This is a genomic window from Archangium violaceum (assembly GCF_016859125.1).
Classification (GTDB): domain Bacteria; phylum Myxococcota; class Myxococcia; order Myxococcales; family Myxococcaceae; genus Archangium; species Archangium violaceum_A.
In genome coordinates this window covers 6,242,284-6,258,604 of the sequence record NZ_CP069338.1, presented here as the reverse complement: position 1 = coordinate 6,258,604, position 16,321 = coordinate 6,242,284, and the positions used below count along the sequence as shown (strand labels likewise).

The window sequence follows — 16,321 nt, the reverse complement described above, 5'->3', positions numbered from 1 at the left end:
CTCAGGGCTCCGGGTTGGGAATGCCGAGCTGGGCGGCGACGCTGCGAGCGAGCTCGCGCCTCTCCTCGGACGACTGGAAGCGGACGTAGTGCAGACGCGGGAAGCGCTTCTTCAGGGCGGCGTCCATGCCCTGATAGGGGCTGGTGCGCATGAGCGTGACGACGGGCCGGTCCTCCGCTCGGCGGGACAGGGCCGCGCGCATGGCGGTGAGGTCATGGCCGTCCACCTCGACGGCATCGGCGCCGAAGGACCGGAGCCGGGCGATCCAATCGCCCATGTAACCGACCGTGCTCATGGCCCCGTCGCACTGCTGGGCGTTGACGTCGATGACCACCGAGACGTTGGCGATGCGGTGGAACGCCATGTTGGCGAAGCACTCCCAGGTCTGTCCCTCCTGCAGCTCGCCGTCGGACAGGTAGACCCAGACGCGGCCGGGCTCGCCGCGCCGCTGCCGGGCCCAGGCCACGCCGGAGGCCATGGACAGACCCTGGGCCAGACTGCCGGTGGTGACCTCGAAGCCGGGGCTGTGCTCGGCGCCAATCATCTCCACGCTGGAGCCGTCCCGGTTGAAGTGCTCGAGCCCCTCGGGGGCCATGCGGCCCGCCTCGATGAGCGCGGCGTAGACCACCAGGGCGTAGTGGGCTGGGGAGATGAAGAAGCGGTCGTACTCCGGAGACGCCGGGCCGTGGTAGCCGGCGCCGGTGAAGCTGTCCGGGTTGTGGGGACCGGGCACTCCCGGAAAGGGACGTGGAATGGCCGGGGCGGTGCTCGGACCGAGGTGGAGGACCTCGTTGTAGAGCAGGGCCAGGGACTCCGCCGCCGAGCACGCCTGGGACAGGTATCCCCCGTTGTGGCGGATGGTGTGCTCGAAGACGCGCCGTCGGATGCCATCGGCGATGGCTTGAGTGCTTCTCGTCATGGGACCGAGAGCACCCTAACACCGATGGTTCCAACACCGGGAGGACGGAGAGTACCGCCCTCCCGGGGTCCCTCGACGAGGGCAACGGCGACTACAGCTCGTCCAGGTCGTAGTACTCGGCCGACGCGTTGTCGTGGTTGCTGACGCCGCCCACCGCGAGCACCGTGCCGTTGTTGAGCAGGGTCGCCGTGTGACGGTAGCGGTCCACGTTCATGAACGCCGTGACGCTCCACCTGCCCGTCGCCGGGTCATACAGCTCGGAGGCGGTCATGATGCCCGTGAGCGGGTGGTAGCCACCGGCCACCAGCACGCGGCCGTCCGGCAGCAGGTTGGCGGTGTGCCACTTGCGCGGATCCTTCATGCTGCCCGTGGCCGTCCAGGTGTTGGCCGCCGGGTCATACAGCTCCGCCGAGGAGCTCAGCGCCACGTCGATGCCCGCACCGCCCGCCACCAGCACCTTGCCGCCAGGCAGCAGGGTGGCCGTGTGAGAGGAGCGGCCAGCGCCCATGCTCGCCACGCTCGTCCACGTCCCGGAGGCCGGGTCGTAGATTTCCGCGGAGTTGATGAGGGCGTCGGAGGCATCGCTGCCGCCCGTCACCAGCACCTTGCCGCCAGGCAGCAGGGTCATGGTGTGATAGGCGCGCGCCGTCTGCATGCTGCCGGTGTACGTCCAGGAGCCCGTGGCCGGATCATACAGCTCGGCCGAGGCGAAGACGTTGCCGTCGTACTCGGTGACGCGACCACCGGCCACCAGCACCTTGCCGTTGGGCAGCAGCACCGCCGAGTGGTGGAAGCGCTGCTGGTTGAGCTGACCCGCCGGCTTCCACTTGCCGATCGCGGGGACATACAGCTCCGCGGTGGCGTCGGTGATGGGGCACGAGCCGCCGCCCGTGATGAGCACGCGGCCATCCTGCAGCTTGGTGGCCGTGTGACCGCGGTGCGCGCCCAGGGTGTTGCCCGTGGCGGACCAGGTCTTGGTCTCCGGGTTGTACAGCTCCGAGGTGGTGTTGAAACCACCGGCCACCAGCACCCGGCCGTCGTCCAGCAGGGTGGCGGTGTGCAGCATGCGCGGCAGGGCCATGCTGCCCGTCAGAATCCAGCCGCCGTGCCGGTCCTCGCACTCGCCGGAGGGGCCCGGAATCACGGTGACGGTACGGGTGGCGGTGCCCACGTGGCCCGCCGCGTCCTTCACCGTGTAGGTGAGGGTGTAGGTGCCCGCGACCTTGGTGTTGACGGAGCCGGAGACGGTCACCGCGGAGCTCAGGTCACCCTGGCAGGCGTCATTGGCCCTGGCGCCGGCCTCGACGTACGCGTTGCCGCACGTCATGGTGATGGAGGGGTAGCCGGACACCGTCACGACCGGAGCCTGGGTATCGCTCACCGTCACCGTGCTGGTGCAGGTGGCGGTGTTGCCAGCGGAATCCCTGCCGGTGTGCGTGACGGGGGTGCTGCCCACCGGGAAGCGGCCGGCGCCGGGGCTGCTGGAGTACGTCGCGTCGCTGCAGTTGTCATCGCCGTACGCCTGGCCCGGATCCACGTTCGCACCGCCCGAGACGCACTCGGCCGACACGTTGGCCGGGCAGGTGATGGACGGAGCCGTGGTGTCGACGACGGTCACCATCGCCGTGCAGGAGGACCGCTGGCCCGCCGAGTCGACGCAGGTGAGCGTCGCCGGGGTGGAGCCCAGAGCGAAGTTGCTCGGAGACTGGGTGCAGCCCGTCAGGTCACCGTCCGGGTCATACGAGCCGTTGTCGATGTTGATGAGGCTGCCGGAGACGGAGCAGACGAGGCTGTCGGCCGACACGGTGACATCCTTGCAGAGCGCCACCGGAGGACGGGGAACGGCGACCAGCCGGCAGGAAGCGCTGCAGGAGCCGGAGCCGTTGGAGGCACCGGTGTCGCACTCCTCACCGGGGTCCAGCGTGCCGTCACCGCACCAGTGCAGGCGGCACACGGACGAGCAGGCCGTGCCGGGCACGCCGTTGCTGGCGCCCGTGTCGCACTCCTCGGGGTACTGCATCACGCCGTCGCCGCAACGCACGGGGATGGCACCGCGCGCCAGGACGTAGGGCACGCCGTGCGAGCCGTCCGCGAAGTCCATGGAGCCCGGCAGGCGCGCGCCGTAGGTCGGGTCACGCGCGATGACGAGCGGGGTGAAGTTGGCGGCCGGGAAGGAGTCGAAGGCCTCGTGGACCGAGCAGCCCCAATCGGAGAGCAGGCCGTCCGTCAGGCCATCGAGGGCCGCGTGGGTGGCCACGATGTGGGCATCGTTGTAGCAACCCACGCCCGTCACGGTGAAGGCGCCGAACGGGTCGAGCAGCGGCACCGCCGTGTTGGCCGGCGTCCCGTGGTAGTAGCAGCTCAGGTTGATGTAGGCGCCCGTCTTGCCCTCCTGAGCGACGGAGAACCCGACGGCGTTCCGGGTGACCAGATCCTCCGCGTGGTACACGGGATCGGTCCCCATGACGATGACGTTACCGTCGACCACCGGGCCCCAGACGTGGCGGTTGTCGATCGCCGCCTGAACCAGGCCCACGCTGGTGCTGCACGTGGGGTCCCCCAGGATGATGGCGCGATAGGTGGCGAAGTCCGCCGAGCTCTTCGCGGCCCACTCCGCGTCGGAGACGACCTCCACCGCGTAACCCAGGCTCGCGGCGGCCTGCGCCTCGACGCTGGACTCGCCATCGGTGACCGTGCCGGCCAGGATGAGGACCTTGTTGGTGCTACCCAGTCCCTGCGGGCGCGTGCTCACTGCATCCGATGGCAACTCACTGCCACCGCAGGCCGCGAGCAGCAGCACGCTCGAGGCCATCAGCACCCAGTCACGGATGCCACTCCAACTCTTCGTGTGGTTATCAGACCGCATGGCCCCCTACCCTCGTGGCTCGACGCGGAGCACTCCGCGTGGGCGGGGCTTTTACACCAGAGATCGATGACTCGAGGGAGGGCCCGGCGGCGCTCCTGGGGACCAGCCAGGCGTCACCTGGGCGACACCTTGTTCCTCACAGAACACATGCCCAGGTTCCGGGAGTGATGAAGACCGTGCAAATGATTCCGGCCTGGATGCTGTATCTGCTCGCACCGATGGTGGCGCTGGCACAGAACGAGACCGTTCATAGCGCGCGCGAGGACTCGCACGTCACCAGCAGCCCGCTGCTCTGGTACTGGCTGGCGGTGCTCGTGGTGGCGGCGGCTGTCTTCGCGTTCGTGTCCGTCCGCCTGTCCAAGCGCAGACAGCCGCCCCATCGTCCGAGCATGCCCTGAGTCCGCTCAGGGCGTGACCGCGGCGGCCTTGGTCTCGCTCTTCTTGCCCGCGGGGAGATCCGGAATGAGGAGGATCTCGATGCGCCGGTTGCGGGCGCGGCCCTTGGGCGTGGCGTTGCTGGCCACGGGCTTCGTATCGGAATGGCCCGCGGCCACCAGCCGGGCCGGCGGGACACCCGCCTTCTCCCCGAGGAACCGCACCACGTTCACCGCGCGGGCCACGGACAGCTCCCAGTTCGTCGGGTAGGTGGCCGCCAGCCGCTGCGAGGGCGGCGCATCGTCCGTGTGGCCCGACACGAGGATGGAGCGGTTCTCCACCTTGGAGAGCACCGCGCCCAGCCGCGCCAGCACCTCGGAACCTCGCGCCGAGAGGCTCGCCTCACCGGAGTCGAAGAGAATCTTGTCCACGAGGTCCACCTGGATGCGGCCCTCGGCCTGGGACAGGCGGATCTCCCCTTCGGAAATCTCCGCCTTCAGCTTCTGCTCGATGTCCTCGTAGGTGGCCTTGAGACGCGCGAGCTCGGCCTCCTTCTCCTGCACCGCCTGCTGGAGCTGCTCGCGCTCGGTGGACAGCCGGGTGCGCTCGTCCTCGAGCGCCGTGAGCTTCTGGTCCTTCGCCGCCAGCTGCTCCGAGAGCTTCTCCTCCAGCGCCTTGCGCGCCTGCTCCGTGGTCACCGTCCGGGCTCGGGCCTCCGCGGCCGACTGCTCCGCGGCTTCCGCGCGCGCCTTCTGCGCCGAGTACGCCGCGTACCCGATATAGCCCCCAGCACCGGCCAGCAGCACCACCACCGCCGTCACCAGCCACGGAACCCAGGGCTTCGAGCCCTGGCCACCCCGGGGGGCCGTTCCCTTCGCGTACACCGTCTTGTCTGAATCTCCAGGCATGGCGCGGACGGTAGAAGCCCCGCCCGGGTGACTTCAAGGCGGTGCAGGTGAGCGCAGGTGTCAGGAGGTGCAACGTTCCACTCGCGGCGGAGCAGGACCTGCTCGACGCCGCGCGTTACGCTCGGGGTCGCGAGGTTTCAGGCCAACGGGCCGCTCGCGGTGCGCAAGGCCTCGATGAGCTCACGCGCCGACACGGGGTGGCCCTGCCCTTCCGGCGTGAAGAAGACGCCCACGGGCATCCCCTCCTCCTCGAGCTGGGGCAGCACATTGTCCATCAGCTCCCGCAGCGTGATGGCGCGCGGCTGGAAGCCGGACCACAGCCGCGTGGCGCACATGGCGGCGAACTCGGGCGCGGGCCACAGCGGCAGCACGTCCCGCCCGCTGTCATCGAGCGCGAGCGCCCACCCCTCGCCATCGAGTCCCCACACCTCACCGGACTCCACCACGCGTTGGAGGAAGTACGAATAGCGCCGGGCAGCGGGCAACCGCAGCACGGACTGTATGCGCTCCTGGCTCTGTTCACGTTCCATGCGTCCTCCCAGTGCTCGAAGGATTCCAGGCCGGTCCGACAAGGGCCGTGCCACCGGCGAGCTGTCCGGCGAGCGCGACCACCTCCTCGGCACAACCCCAGGAGAGTGTCACGCCCGCCCCGCCATGTCCGTAGTTGTGGAGGACGTGACGTCCTCCCACCTGCTCCAGCTCGAGGCGCACGGAGGGACGCCCGGGCCGTAACCCCACCAGGTGCTGCAGCACGTGGAGGCGGGTGCCCGCGGGGAGCAGCCGCGCCGCGCGCGCGAGGATGGCCTCGGCCTGCGCCGGGTCTGGCTCCAGCGACCAGCTCCCCTCCACGAGCGTGCCGCCGAGGATGCAATCCTGGAAGCGGGGAATGAGGTAGGTCATGCCACGCGTCTCGTCCTGCTCGTCGAAGAGGAAGCGCTCCAGCGGGAGCGGTTCCACGCGGAGCACCTCCCCGCGGATGGGGAAGAGCGACGTGTCCCCCAGGAGCTCACGAGACCCCAGGCCGGTGCAGTTGATCACCAACGGAGCCACGTCCCACGCCTCGTCCAGGGAGCGCACCTCGCGCTGGAGCACGGAGCCACCGAGCCGGCGGAAGCGGGCCAGCAGATACGGGAGGTAGCGAGGCATGTCGATGACGGGAGCCTCGAACACGTAGCCATCCACGAAGTCCGGGAGCAGCTCCGCCGGAGTGGCGCGACGGAAGCCGGGGACGCACGGCGTCCACCACGGGTCGGGGGCGGGACGAAGCAGGAGCTCCGTCCCGAGGATACTCCGGACACCGGTGTCGGGCTCCCGGGCGAGCGCGCGCAGCACCTCGAGGGTGCGCCCGGCCCAGGCGGAGACGCGCTCCTGGGGGAAGGCATGGTACGGGTACCACACGGCCGCCGCGACATCGGACGTGGTGTGCGGGGGCAGCTCGCGCGCCCAGATCTCCACCGGGTGACCGGCTTCGAGCAGCCGGACACCGCAGGACAGTCCAGAGACTCCACATCCAAGGATGACGACGTGCATAGGGGGCCAGGGACGAGCCCCTGTTCTATCGCGGATGGGGCCCGGGAAGTGAATGCCCCCCCCCGCGGGATCCACGAAGGAAGGGGTGCGGATATCTTCCAGGAACGATGCCTCCACCCATCAGCCTGCTGACGGATTTCGGCCTGACGGATACCTACGTGGGCCAGATGAAGGCGGCGATCCTCCGGGTCGCCCCGGGAGCGGTCCTCGTGGACCTGACGCATGCGGTGCCCGCCCAGGACGTGAGAGGGGGTGCCTTCCTGCTATGGAGCGCGGTGGAGGCCTTCCCCGAGGGCTCGCTGCACCTGGCGGTGGTGGATCCGGGCGTGGGCTCGACACGGCGAGCCGTGGCGGCGAGGACGCGGCGGGGTGACGTGCTGGTGGGTCCGGACAACGGACTGTTGGTGCCAGCCATCGAGCAGCTCGGGGGATTGGCCGGGGCGGTGGAGCTGACCGCGCCAGAATACCGGGGACCCAGACAGTCGAGGACCATCCACGGGCGGGATGTGTTCGCACCGGCGGTGGGACACCTGGCGGCGGGGGTGGAGCTGGAGAAGCTCGGCCGCGCGTTGCACCACCTGGAGAGACCCTTCTCATTCCCACCCCCGGGAGAGGAGAACGGATGGCCGGTGGGCGAGGTGCTCCACGTGGACACCTACGGCAACCTCATCACCAACCTGCCCGGGGCGCTCCTACCGGCGCGCTTCCAGGTGCACATCGGGGCCACGGTCATCCGGGAGGCGCCACACGCGCATTACCAGGTCGTCGCATCCGGAGAACCGCTGTCCCTGGTGGGGAGCGCGGGGCTGCTGGAGGTGTCCGTGAGGGAAGGGAGCGCGGCCGAGGTGCTCGGGGTAGGCCGGGGAACGAGAGTGCGAATCGAACCAGGCTGAGCCCCAACTCCCTCTCCCCCTGGGAGAGGGTCGGGGTGAGGGTATCGGCTTCCCACCAGGAGCCCCGTGCCTACATTCCGTACAGGAGAGCACGGAGTAATGAGCACGGAGCTGCCGAAGAGAAAAGCACCGGGCTGGGGGAAGGCGAGCATCTACACGGTGGGCCACTCCACGCGCTCGGCGGAGGAGCTGGTGGAGCTGCTGCGAGCGCACGGAATCCAGACGCTCGTGGACATCCGCACGGTGCCGCGCTCGAGGAAGAACCCCCAGTTCAACCGGGACACCCTGCCCCGAACGCTCGGGGCGGAGGACATCCGGTACGTGCACCTGCCGAGGCTCGGGGGGTTGCGACGCGCGAGCAAGGACTCGCCCAACACCGGGTGGCGCAACGCCAGCTTCCGCGGCTACGCGGACTACATGCGAACCGACGAGTTCGCACGAGGGCTCGAGGAGCTGCGGGAGCTCACGCCGGACGGGCCGCTGGCCCTCATGTGCGCCGAGGCGGTGCGCTGGCGGTGCCACCGCTCGCTCGTGGCGGACGCGCTGTATGCCCGGGGAGTGGAGGTGCGGCACATCACCAGCCGAACCCGCTCCGAGCCCCACGCGCTCACGCCCTTCGCGGTGCTGCACGGCAGACAGGTGCTCTACCCGGGCCCGGGGGAACAGGCCGGCGCGAAGCAGACCGAGCTGGACCTGGGCCTCTGACTCCTGGCTGCCCTAGAGGGGAATGGTGGTGCCGACCCCCGCGTAGACGTGCCGCTGACCCAACCGGGCCCGGAGCAGGGCGAACGTGCGCTCGCCCGAGCAGTGACCGGGAGCCAGCTCCCGGATGCGCCACGTGTCGAGCAGGGAGGAAACGATGGCCTGGATCTCCGCGTCCGAGGCCTCCACGAGGTGCAGGCCGCCGAAGAGCATGCGGAAACGCGAGGAGGACGAGGCGCGCGAGGCCTCCTGGAGGATCGGCTCGATGCCCGGGTGCGAGCAGCCGGCCACCAGCACGTTGCCCGACGGAGTCTCGAGCACCAGCGACAGCTCCTTGAGCTCCATCGTGCCGGGCTTCCGCGAGGTGGTGGTGATGAGGCGGATGCCCGGGGCGACCTCCAGGGGGGCGGTCACGCGGATGAAGTTCGCCTCGCGCCAGGGCGTCCCGTGCGGGTTGTCATGGGGCGGGTGCCCGTCGAAGTAGCGCATCTCCGGCGGAAGGGACTCGTCGCCGTGCTCGAAGAAGTGGGGCGGAGTGACGCCGCCGAAGTACTCGTCGGCGGGCACGTAGATGGGCACGTCCGGGTTGACCTCGAGCAGGTGCTTCAGGCCCGAGGCATGGTCCCCGTGGCGGTGGGAGATGACGACGAAGTCGAGGTTCGTCAGGTCCACGCCCAGGCGCTGGACGTTGTGGGCGAAGTGGTCGGGGTTGTTGCCGGTATCGAAGAGGATGCGCTTGCCCTCGTACTCGATGAGGGCGGCGAAGCCCCAGTCCTTCCTCAGGTCGGACGGCTTGCCGAACCCGTCGTAGAGGATGGTGACGCGGTTGGCCGTGCTCGCCTCCGCGCGCGGGCCGAGGAAGACGAGCAGTGAAACGAGGGCGAGTCCGGCGATCCACAGCAGCTTCATGGGTTGCTCTCCGTAGCGAAGTAACGCTGCCTGGAACGAACGAGGTTTTTCGGCCTTACACGGGTAGGGCAGAATGGTTCCCCTATGGAGCAGCAGGTCCTCGCGATGGATGTGCGGCAATTGGAGAAGCTGAGCGTGCTTCAGGACGAAGACGCTCCGAATCTCGTGGCGGACATGGCGCGCGGCTATCTGGACCGCACGCCCCAGAGAATCGTCCGGATGCGGGAGCTGCTCGCCGCGGGGAACGCCGCGGTGCTCGCCAACGAGGCCCACGGCCTGGCGACGAGCAGCGGGATGTTCGGGATGATGCGGGTGCGCATGCACTGCAAGGCGCTGGAGAACCTCGCGCGGGAGCGCCCGGGGCTGGAGGGCGCGGCGGAGCTGCTGTCCGCGGTGGAGCAGGCATACCAGGAGGCAAGACCCCTGCTGATGGCCCAGGTGGGAATCCAGGAGTGAGCGAGCCATGAAGCGCGCCTCCGAGCCGGGTGGACAGCCCGCCATGCTCTCGCTGTTCGTGTTCGCCGTGGCGGCGCTCCTCTTCGGCTCGCCGCTGCGGCAACTCTGGCTGCGGGAGGGCGCGCCCTGGTACCAGCCCTTCGCGGTATGGCTCGGAGTCATCGGGCTCGGGGCCTGGGCCGCCCGCCGGAGCGGCCATGACACTTGAGCTGGGCACGCTCGTCGTCGCCTCCCTCGCCTACCTGTTGTTGCTGTTCCTCATCGCCTACGCCGCCGAGCGCGGACGCATCCCCTCGCGCATCACCCAGCACCCGCTGGCCTACGCCCTGGCGCTCGGCGTCTACGCCACCTCCTGGTCCTACTTCGGCAGCGTGGGCTACGCCGGCCAGTACGGCTTCCGCTACCTCGCCATCTACCTCGGCGCCACCCTCTCCTGCCTGCTCGTCCCCGTGCTGTGGCGCCCGCTGCTCAAGCTCACGCGGGAGTTGCAGCTCACCTCGCTCGCGGACCTCTTCGCCTTCCGCTACCCGGGACAGGCCACCGGTACCGCGGTGACGCTGGCGCTGCTGGTGGGCACCCTGCCCTACCTGGCCCTGCAGGTGCGCGCCGTCGTCGAGTCCGCGCGCGTCCTTAGCCCCTCGGCCTCGGCCACCCTGCTGGGGCTGGGCTTCTGCGCCACCACCATCGTCTTCTCCGTCCTCTTCGGGGCCCGCTACGTCACCGTGCGCGAGCGCCATGAAGGCCTCGCGCTGGCCATCGCCTTCGAGTCGCTGGTGAAGGGCGTGGCGCTGGTGCTCGTGGGGGCCTGGGCGGTGGCCTCCGTCTTCGGTGGCCCGGGAGGACTCCAGGCGTGGCTGGACGCCCACCCCGAGGCGCTGCACGCCATGCAGGAGCCCGCGCGCGAGGCCTCCTGGACGCCGCTGCTCGTCATCTCCTGCGCCGCCGCCTTCCTCATCCCGCGCCAGTACCACGTGGCCTTCACGGAGAGCCCCGAGCGCGATGCCCTCTCCACCGCCACGTGGGCCTTCCCGCTGCTGCTCCTGTTGATGAACGTGGCGGTGCCGCTCGTGCTCTGGGCCGGCGTGGAGATGGGACTGCCAGGGCCCGCGGACTTCCACGTCCTCGCCGTGCCCGCCGCACGGGGCGCCCACGCGCTGGCGCTGCTCGCGTTCCTCGGCGGCATCTCCGCCTCCAGCGCCATGGTCATCGTCACCACGCTGGCCATGGCGCCCATGTGCCTCACGCACCTGGTGCTGCCGCTCGGCTACGCGCGGGCACCGGGCAACCTGTACCGCCGGCTGCTGTGGGCCCGGCGTGTCCTCATCGCCGCCATCATCCTCGCGGGCTACGGCTTCTACCTGCTGCTCGACAAGCGGGCCGCGGGGCTGGTGGACCTGGGGTTGATCTCCTTCGTCGGCGTGGCGCAGTTCATCCCCGGGCTGCTGGGACTGCTCTTCTGGCCCCGGGCCACGCGCACGGGATTCCTCTCGGGCCTGGGCGTGGGCACCGCCGTATGGGCCGTGCTGCTGCTGCGACCACTGTGGTTGGGCCATGGTCTGCCACCACGGGCCGCGGAGCTGGCGACCCTCCTGGGCTTCTCCGCCGTCGACCCATGGAGCTTCGTCACCTTCACCTCCCTCACCCTCAATGCGCTGACCTTCGTGGGACTCTCGCTCGCCACGCGCTCCTCGCCCGAGGAGGCCGAGGCGGCACGGCTGTGCGCGCGCGAGACGCCCTCGCTGAGCGCGGGCAACGTGACGGCCAGCTCCCCGGACGAGTTCCGCCAGCAGCTCGCGCCCGTGCTGGGGCCGGACGCAGCAACCGCCGAGCTGGAGCGGGCGCTCGGCGAGCTCGGGTTGACCCATGGAGAGCGCCGCCCGTCGGAGCTGCGCCGGCTGAGGGATCAGATCGAACGCAACCTGTCCGGCCTGCTGGGCCCGGTGCTGGCACGGCTGGCGGTGAGCGAGGCCTTGCAGGTGGATCCCCGGGCGAGCACGGCGCTCGCCGAGCAGCTTCGCTTCGTGGAGGAGCGGCTGCGCGACGCACGGGGGATGAAGGGCCCGGTGCGTGAGCTGGAGGCGGTGAGGCGCTACCTCCAGCGAATCCTCGAGGAGCTGCCCCTGGGCGCGTGCGCGCTGGGGCCGGACCAGGACGTGGTCATCTGGAACGCGGCGCTGGAGCGGCTGTCCGGCCTGAGCTCCGAGGAGGTGCGGGGCCAGACGCTGACGCATCTGCCGGAGCCCTGGGGAGGACTGCTCTCCGGCTTCGCCTCGGGCCCGGACGCGGACGCCGAGACACAGGTCCGGCTCGACGGGCGCGAGCGCATCCTCCGGCTGCACCGCTCGCTGGCCACGCTCCCGGAGAGCACGCAGGAGAGACCCGAGCGCCCGGAAGGCGCGGTGCTGCTGGTGGAGGACCTGACCGAGCGCAAGGCGATGGACGCGCGGCTGGCGCACCAGGATCGACTGGCCTCGGTGGGACGGGTGGCCGCGGGCGTGGCGCATGAGATTGGCAACCCGCTGACGGCCATCACCAGCGTGGCGCAGAACCTTCGTTACGAGGAAGACCCGGCGGAAATCCACGAGCGGGTGCAGCTCATCCTCCAGCAGGCCCGGCGCATCGACGCGATCGTCCGGGCGCTCGTCACCTTCAGCCACGCGGGAGTGACGGAGGGAAAGACCGTGCCCGTCACCCGGGTGACGCTGTCACCGCTGCTGGCCGAGGCCGCGCATCTCTCGCGCCTGGGCCGCAAGAGCGCCGACGTGACGTGCGTGAGCCACTGCCCCGAGGGCCTGGAGGTGATGGGCAATCCGCAGCGGCTGGAGCAGGTTTTCGTGAACCTGGTCACCAACGCGATCGACGCCTCGCCACGAGGCGGACGGGTGGAGCTCTTCGCCGAGGAAGCAGGTGAGCAGGTGAATGTGCGCGTGGTGGACCAGGGCCACGGGATTCCACCCGAGTTCGCGCAGCGCATCTTCGAGCCCTTCTTCACGACCAAGCAGCCCGGAGAGGGAACCGGGCTGGGACTCGCGCTGGTGTCCAGCATCGTCCAGGAGCACGGCGGCACGCTGGAGGTGGACAGCCAGCCCGGAGCCGGCACCACCTTCACCGTGACACTCCCGAAGGCGATGGCCCGACAGTCCACCCTCCAATCAGGCGGATCGCGAGGAGTTCGTGGCCCATGAGCCCACGGCCATCAGGGAAACTCCATGGCTCACGACGGCCGCCGAGTCACGAGAGAGATTGGAGGGCGGCGCGTTCTATTCCCGCCACCTCCAATAGAGATTGCCTGCCGCCTTGAGTCGAACCCACTCCTAACAAGGAGGCGCGGCTCGCATTAGGGGACCATCGGTTCTTGTCGGACCAAATTTAGACCAAATCCGTCGGCGTATGGCGGGATGGGGGCACAGTAGAGGGTGAGGGCTGGAGCCAATCTCGCCCTCGAGGTGGGCAGTCCCAGGTGCTCCACAATGGCGCATCCCCACCGGGTGCCGTCACCTACGCCAGCACCCGCCGGGGCCTCCACAGTGGGCACAGGCGAAGACATCCAGCGCGAAAGTTCGGCGCAGCAGCCCGGCGAGAGTCCACTCGCGGCGTGCGCTCCTTCATCGGCTCCACCCGCACCGCTCTCTCCGCTGGCCCGCTCGCCTCTTCCGGCTTCGGCTCTGCCCCCCCACTTGAGGGAGCAACCTTCGTGCGGGCCCCCGTCCCCCGCCCCAGCGCCCCAGCGCCGAACCCGCCTTCGGGTCTCCCCCCACCGGCGCCCGCCCGCGCCGAAGCCGTCTTCGCCATCCAGGAATGCCCCTAAACAGATGCGCAAGCCAGCCCTCCCACGGTTAAATACCGGCATGACCTCGCAGAACCTGCTCGAAACCACCACGGTCACCCTGGGTGACATCTTCGGGAACGGCAAGATCTACGAAGTCCCCCCTTTCCAGAGAGACTACTCGTGGGGCCTCGAGAACTGGGAAGACCTCTGGGAGGACATCCGGGGACTCGATTCCGCCGGGAGCCTCCACTCGCAGCACTACATGGGCGCCATCGTCCTGCAGACCTCGGGGGAAAACCGCTTCAAGATCATCGATGGGCAACAGCGGCTTGCCACGCTGACCTTCCTCGCCCTGGCGGTGCTGAAGCGGCTGAATGACCTCGTCGAGTGTTCCATCGAGCCTGACGCGAACAGGGAGCGCTCCGAGCTGCTGAGAAGTCAGTTCATCGGGACCAAGGACCCGGGTTCCCTCAAATATTCGAGCAAGCTCTTCCTCAACGAGAACGACGACAGCTTCTATCAACAGCACTTGGTGCAACTCAAGGAGCCCAGGACCAGACGGCGGCCCGACTCTCACCAGAAGCTCTGGAGTGCCTACCGCTTCTTCGTCGACCGTCTGGAGGAGCGCTTCCGTGGGGTGACTGATGGGGCCATTCTCGCGGACTTCCTCAACAAGCTCGTCGCCCGCCGCCTGCTCTTCATTCAAATCAAGGTGCTCGACGAACTCTCGGCGTACACCGTCTTTGAGACCCTCAACGCCCGTGGGCTTGAGCTGACCTCCACAGACCTGCTGAAAAACTTCCTATTCGCGCAGGCGGCCGGGGGGAGGACGGATCTGCAGCTCGTGAAGAAACAGTGGGAATCCATCGTGGCACGGATCACCATGCCCATTTTCCCCACGTTCCTCTTCCACCACCTCAACGCCGAGGAACTCAACATCCGCGAGAACCGGCTGTTCCACCATGTCAAACGAAACATTGACAGCCGTGAGAAGGCCTTTGCCCTGCTGGATGACCTGGAGGAGTCATCAGAGTGGTACGCCGCGCTCGACGATCCCCAGGACCCCTTCTGGCAGGACTACCCTCCCGAATGTCGCAACTATGTCCGCGCGCTCAGGCTGTTCCGTGTCGAGCAGTACAAGCCGCTCATCCTCGCCGCTAGGCAACGGTTCCGAAAGGATGGGGGGCAACTCAGACAGCTTTTGCGCCTCTGCATGGTCGTGTCTTTCCGCTACAACATCATCGGGCAGCGAAACACAGGCGACCTAAAGCGAGCCTACAACGAGGCCGCCGTCCATCTCTGGAAAGGGGAGTACCAGACCACAAAGCAGGTCAAGGAGGGGCTCGGTCCCATCTACCTATCGGACGAAGAGTTGCGCGATGCCTTCAGCAGCCGGACGGTCGACTCGCGCGGAAACAGAAAGAGGCTCGCCATGTACATTCTTTGCGAGCTAGAGAAGCGTGCCTCCAATACTGACATCGACTTCGAAACGACTGAGGCCACCCTTGAGCACATCCTCCCGGAGAGTCCGAGAGCAGGGTGGGAGGCCATCTCGGAGGAAGACCGCGAGCGCTTCACTTATCGGCTGGGCAACTACACCCTCCTGGAGCCAACCCTCAACCGGGAAGCCGAGAACAAGGACTTCGCCACCAAGCTGCAGATCTACGCCAGGAGCAGGTACCAGATTACAAGAAGCATTGCGTCTGCGGACTGGAATGCCGAGGCCATCCGGAAGCGGCAGGACCTCTTCGCCAGGGAAGCTACTGCCATCTGGCGGCTGGACTATTGACTCTCGCGGCGCGTGCTCGCGGCCCGCACGCCCGGCGCGTGGACGCGAGCCCCCTGGCGTATAGGGCGTAGGCGTAGCCCCTGTGTCAGGGTAGTTGACGCCTGGAACCGAGGGGCCGAGGAGGGCCGCTGAGGGAGCCCCCGGGCTATGCGCTAGCCCGGATTATTCACCAGGGTAGAGGAGAAGGAGGGCGGTTGCGGGCGTAACGCCCTGATTTAGCTTGGGTTTATCCAGAACTCAGGCCGACTCGGAAGCGCCCGCCCGCATGACGCACTGTACTCCAGCCGTCCTCCACTTCCACCCCACTCTTCCGGTTCAGCTCACGTGCGACGCGCCACACACCTCCAGCGATGGGGGAGCGCTGTTGCTGAGGCTGATGGACGAGCGTTTGGGGCTCACGCAGAAGCTGGCCGCCTGCATTCCTGACGCACGCGACCCGGCGCGGGTGGTGCACTCGCGTCTGGAGCAGGTGCGCCAGCGCGTCTACCAGATGGCCCTGGGCTACGAAGACTGCAACGACGCGCACGCCCTGCGTCATGACCCGGCCCTCCAGGTGGCGTGCGACCTGATGCCGCACAGCGGCTCGCCCCTGTCCTCGCAGCCCACGCTCTGCCGCCTGGAGAACGCCGTGGACGGGCACAGCGTGCGCAAGCTGCTGGGCGTCCTGGAGCAGCATTACCTCGACTCCTTCACCTCGCCCCCCCGAGGTGGTGGTGCTCGACATCGACAGACGTGTTGATGCATGCGCTGCGCACCGAGGCGGGCCGACAGGCTCCCGCCCTGGCCACGGTGCAGATGGACACGCTGCGGCTGAGCCTGTTGAAGGTGGCAGCCCACGTGACACGCTCGGCGCGTCGGCTGTGGGTGCGCTTGCCGACGTCCTTCCCGCTGGCTGCTGTCTTCATGGCCCTGGCCGGCTCGCTGCGCTGGGTGCCCTCGTGAGCTGACGCGCGGTGCACACCCCGCTGCTCCTGCTTCGACCACCTGGCCGACACGGCCGAGGTGCGTCTGGTGCTGCGCGCGAGTTACTGGCATCCAACCCTACGGGCTTCGTGCCCCTTTGCCAACCTGACTTCCGCTCACCTGACAGATGGGGGCAACGAGTCAGATCGTGCCCCCTGGGTCTGCGCACGGCCCCTTCGCGGCTTCTCGCCAAGCCCTGGTGAATAATCCGGGATGAAAGCACCGCTCCGCCAGCACAGGCC

15 protein-coding genes are annotated in these 16,321 nt (G+C 68.7%); 9 read left to right on the top strand and 6 right to left on the bottom strand.

Annotated features, from left to right (window positions below; translation table 11 throughout):
* Window position 1 precedes the first annotated feature (1 nt).
* Together JQX13_RS26800 and JQX13_RS26795 are read right to left on the bottom strand one after the other, a co-directional pair.
* Window positions 2–919, bottom strand: coding sequence for a hypothetical protein (locus tag JQX13_RS26800; protein WP_203411744.1), 918 nt, complete (start codon window positions 917–919; stop codon window positions 2–4).
* 91 nt (window positions 920–1,010) lie between these two features.
* Window positions 1,011–3,785, bottom strand: a complete 2,775-nt coding sequence (locus tag JQX13_RS26795) for a kelch repeat-containing protein (protein ID WP_203411743.1) — start codon at window positions 3,783–3,785, stop codon at window positions 1,011–1,013.
* 167 nt (window positions 3,786–3,952) lie between these two features.
* Between JQX13_RS26795 and JQX13_RS26790 the strand changes: the two genes are divergently transcribed.
* Window positions 3,953–4,183: a hypothetical protein gene (locus JQX13_RS26790; RefSeq protein WP_203411742.1), complete on the top strand. Its 231-nt coding sequence runs from the start codon at window positions 3,953–3,955 to the stop codon at window positions 4,181–4,183.
* Between the two features lie 6 nt (window positions 4,184–4,189).
* Here the strand turns inward: JQX13_RS26790 and JQX13_RS26785 are convergent, their stop codons facing one another.
* The 3 genes from JQX13_RS26785 to JQX13_RS26775 form a co-directional block, all read right to left on the bottom strand.
* Window positions 4,190–5,068, bottom strand: a complete 879-nt coding sequence (locus JQX13_RS26785; RefSeq protein WP_203411741.1) for an OmpA family protein — start codon at window positions 5,066–5,068, stop codon at window positions 4,190–4,192.
* Between the two features lie 137 nt (window positions 5,069–5,205).
* A complete protein-coding gene (locus JQX13_RS26780; protein WP_203411740.1) occupies window positions 5,206–5,598 on the bottom strand; it encodes a DUF2750 domain-containing protein in 393 nt (130 codons plus the stop codon).
* Window positions 5,588–6,598 carry an FAD-dependent oxidoreductase gene (locus JQX13_RS26775; protein WP_203411739.1) on the bottom strand — a complete coding sequence of 337 codons (1,011 nt, stop codon included), beginning with the start codon at window positions 6,596–6,598 and terminating at the stop codon, window positions 5,588–5,590. Before JQX13_RS26775 ends, JQX13_RS26780 begins: the two co-directional genes overlap by 11 nt.
* A gap of 107 nt (window positions 6,599–6,705) precedes the next feature.
* Here JQX13_RS26775 and JQX13_RS26770 point away from each other — a divergent pair, with 107 nt between their 5' ends.
* On the top strand, window positions 6,706–7,491 hold the full coding sequence (locus tag JQX13_RS26770) for an SAM hydrolase/SAM-dependent halogenase family protein (RefSeq protein ID WP_203411738.1): 786 nt from the start codon (window positions 6,706–6,708) through the stop codon (window positions 7,489–7,491).
* A 99-nt stretch (window positions 7,492–7,590) separates the two neighbouring features.
* Window positions 7,591–8,196, top strand: coding sequence for a DUF488 family protein (locus JQX13_RS26765; protein ID WP_203411737.1), 606 nt, complete (start codon window positions 7,591–7,593; stop codon window positions 8,194–8,196).
* A 12-nt stretch (window positions 8,197–8,208) separates the two neighbouring features.
* On the opposite strand, the gene JQX13_RS26760 is transcribed toward JQX13_RS26765, so the two are convergent.
* Window positions 8,209–9,102 carry an MBL fold metallo-hydrolase gene (locus JQX13_RS26760; protein ID WP_203411736.1) on the bottom strand — a complete coding sequence of 298 codons (894 nt, stop codon included), beginning with the start codon at window positions 9,100–9,102 and terminating at the stop codon, window positions 8,209–8,211.
* Between the two features lie 84 nt (window positions 9,103–9,186).
* Here JQX13_RS26760 and JQX13_RS26755 point away from each other — a divergent pair, with 84 nt between their 5' ends.
* The 6 genes from JQX13_RS26755 to JQX13_RS26730 all read left to right on the top strand — a co-directional run bounded on the left by JQX13_RS26755 (window position 9,187) and on the right by JQX13_RS26730 (window position 16,058).
* Window positions 9,187–9,558 carry an Hpt domain-containing protein gene (locus tag JQX13_RS26755; protein WP_203411735.1) on the top strand — a complete coding sequence of 124 codons (372 nt, stop codon included), beginning with the start codon at window positions 9,187–9,189 and terminating at the stop codon, window positions 9,556–9,558.
* A gap of 7 nt (window positions 9,559–9,565) precedes the next feature.
* Window positions 9,566–9,766 carry a hypothetical protein gene (locus JQX13_RS26750; protein ID WP_203411734.1) on the top strand — a complete coding sequence of 67 codons (201 nt, stop codon included), beginning with the start codon at window positions 9,566–9,568 and terminating at the stop codon, window positions 9,764–9,766.
* Window positions 9,756–12,743: an ATP-binding protein gene (locus JQX13_RS26745; RefSeq protein WP_203411733.1), complete on the top strand. Its 2,988-nt coding sequence runs from the start codon at window positions 9,756–9,758 to the stop codon at window positions 12,741–12,743. Before JQX13_RS26750 ends, JQX13_RS26745 begins: the two co-directional genes overlap by 11 nt.
* Before the next feature lie 663 nt (window positions 12,744–13,406).
* Complete coding sequence (locus JQX13_RS26740; RefSeq protein WP_203411732.1) at window positions 13,407–15,116, top strand: DUF262 domain-containing protein; 1,710 nt, start codon at window positions 13,407–13,409, stop codon at window positions 15,114–15,116.
* Window positions 15,117–15,381: 265 nt separating this feature from the next.
* Window positions 15,382–15,855, top strand: coding sequence for a transposase (locus JQX13_RS26735; protein ID WP_203411731.1), 474 nt, complete (start codon window positions 15,382–15,384; stop codon window positions 15,853–15,855).
* Window positions 15,855–16,058: a transposase gene (locus JQX13_RS26730; protein WP_239015356.1), complete on the top strand. Its 204-nt coding sequence runs from the start codon at window positions 15,855–15,857 to the stop codon at window positions 16,056–16,058. Before JQX13_RS26735 ends, JQX13_RS26730 begins: the two co-directional genes overlap by 1 nt.
* Window positions 16,059–16,321: the final 263 nt, after the last annotated feature.